This window comes from Planotetraspora thailandica (genome assembly GCF_016863335.1).
In the GTDB taxonomy this organism is placed as follows: Bacteria; Actinomycetota; Actinomycetes; order Streptosporangiales; family Streptosporangiaceae; genus Planotetraspora; species Planotetraspora thailandica.
In genome coordinates this window covers 1-1,903 of sequence record NZ_BOOR01000113.1, presented here as the reverse complement: position 1 = coordinate 1,903, position 1,903 = coordinate 1, and the positions used below count along the sequence as shown (strand labels likewise).

Sequence of the window (1,903 nt, the reverse complement as noted above, 5' to 3'; positions counted from 1 at the left end):
TGGATGCGCCTGTGGGGGGATGGCGAGATGGCGAAGGCAGTGGGGATCGATCTGGGCACGACGAATTCCGTGATCGCGACGACGGAGGACGGTCATCCGACGGTCATTCCCAACGCCGAGGGGTCGCGGACGACGCCGTCGGTGGTGGCGTTCACCGATCAGGGTGAGGTGCTGGTCGGGCACATGGCACGCCGTCAGGCGATCTTGAATCCGAAGGGCACGATCTATTCGGCCAAGCGGTTCATCGGCCGCCGGTTCGAGGAGGTGCCCGAGGAGATCAAGGCGGTGTCGTTCGATGTGGTGCCGGGCCCGGAGGGTGCGGTGCGGTTCAAGGTGAAAGACCGCCTGTATGCGCCGGAGGAGATCTCGGCGTTCGTGTTGCGCAAGCTGGTGGCCGATGCGGCGAAGTTCTTGGGGGAGAAGATCACTGAGGCGGTCGTCACCGTGCCGGCGTATTTCAACGACGCGCAGCGGCAGGCGACCAAGGACGCGGGGAAGATCGCGGGCTTGGAGGTGCTGCGGATCATCAACGAGCCGACCGCCGCGTCGCTGGCCTACGGGCTGGACAAGAAGGGCAGCGAGACGGTGCTGGTGTTCGATCTGGGCGGTGGCACCTTCGACGTCAGCGTCTTGGACATCGGTGAGGGCGTGGTCGAGGTGCGGGCGACCGCGGGGGACACCCATCTGGGTGGTGACGACTTCGACCGGCGGATCGTGGACCATCTGGCGGAGGAGTTTCAGCGGGGGCAGGGCATCGATCTGCGGCGTGACCCCCAGGCGTTGCAGCGGCTGTTCGAGGCGGCGGAAAAGGCCAAGGTGGAGTTGTCGTCGGTGACGCAGACGCAGATCAGCCTGCCGTTCGTGACCGCGGACGCGGCCGGGCCCAAGCATTTGACCACCACGTTGATGCGTTCGACGTTTGAGCAGATCACTGCGGATCTGCTGGAGCGGGTCAAGGGGCCGGTGGAGCAGGCGATGGCCGATGCCAAGCTCACCCCTGCCGATCTGGATGAGGTGATTTTGGTCGGGGGTGCCACGCGGATGCCGGCGGTGGTGCAGGTGGTGGCGCGGATGACCGGCAGGGAGCCGAACATGACGGTCAACCCTGATGAGGTCGTGGCGTTGGGGGCGGGGGTGCAGGCGGCCATCATCAAGGGCGAGGTCAAGGATGTGGTGTTGCTGGATGTCACGCCGTTGTCGCTGGGGGTGGAGACGCTGGGCGGGGTGATGACGAAGGTGATCGAGCGGAACACGACGATCCCGGCCCGCCGGGCCGAGACGTTCTCCACCGCTGAGGATGATCAGCGGGCGGTGGATGTGGTGGTGTTGCAGGGCGAGCGGGAGCGGGCGGCCGACAACCGGGTTTTGGGGCGGTTCCGGTTGGAGAACATCCGGCCGGCCCCGCGGGGGGTGCCGCAGATCGGGGTGACCTTCGACATCGACGCCAACGGCATTTTGAATGTGTCGGCCAGGGACACCGGTACCGGGGCCGAGCAGCGCATCACGATCAGTGAAAGCTCCACCCTTGAGCCGGGCGAGATCGACCGGATGATCGCCGATGCCGAGCGGCACCGCGCGGAGGATGCCCGGTTGCGGGAGCTGACCGACGCCCGGAACGCGTTGGACGGGTCGGCGTACCAGGCCGAGCGGCGGTTGGGCGAGCTGGGTGAGGCGGTGCCGGTGCATGAGAAGGCCCGGGCCGAGCAGCTCGTGGTCGAGGCCCGCCAGGCCCTCAAAGAGCAGGTCCCGCTGGAGCGGCTGCGCGCCCTGACCGCCGAACTGCAGCAGGTCTACCACGCACTCGGCGCCACCACGGGGACACCACCTCCGCGGCCGGAGCAGCCCGGACAGGCCGGCCCGGCGGACGAGGACGTCATCGACGCCGAGTTCACCAGCGAGTGAC

The 1,903-nt window shown here is 67.6% G+C and carries 1 protein-coding gene; it reads left to right on the top strand.

What is annotated here, in order from left to right; all coding sequences use genetic code 11:
- Nucleotides 1–27: 27 nt before the first annotated feature.
- Nucleotides 28–1,902 carry a molecular chaperone DnaK gene (dnaK, locus tag Pth03_RS41070; RefSeq protein WP_203949946.1) on the top strand — a complete coding sequence of 625 codons (1,875 nt, stop codon included), beginning with the start codon at nt 28–30 and terminating at the stop codon, nt 1,900–1,902.
- The last annotated feature ends 1 nt before the right edge of the window (nt 1,903 follow it).

Excerpts from the sequence above, each read along its gene's own strand:
- dnaK (WP_203949946.1), top strand. The coding sequence starts at position 28 with ATGGCGAAGGCAGTGGGGATCGATCTGGGCACGACGAATTCCGTGATC.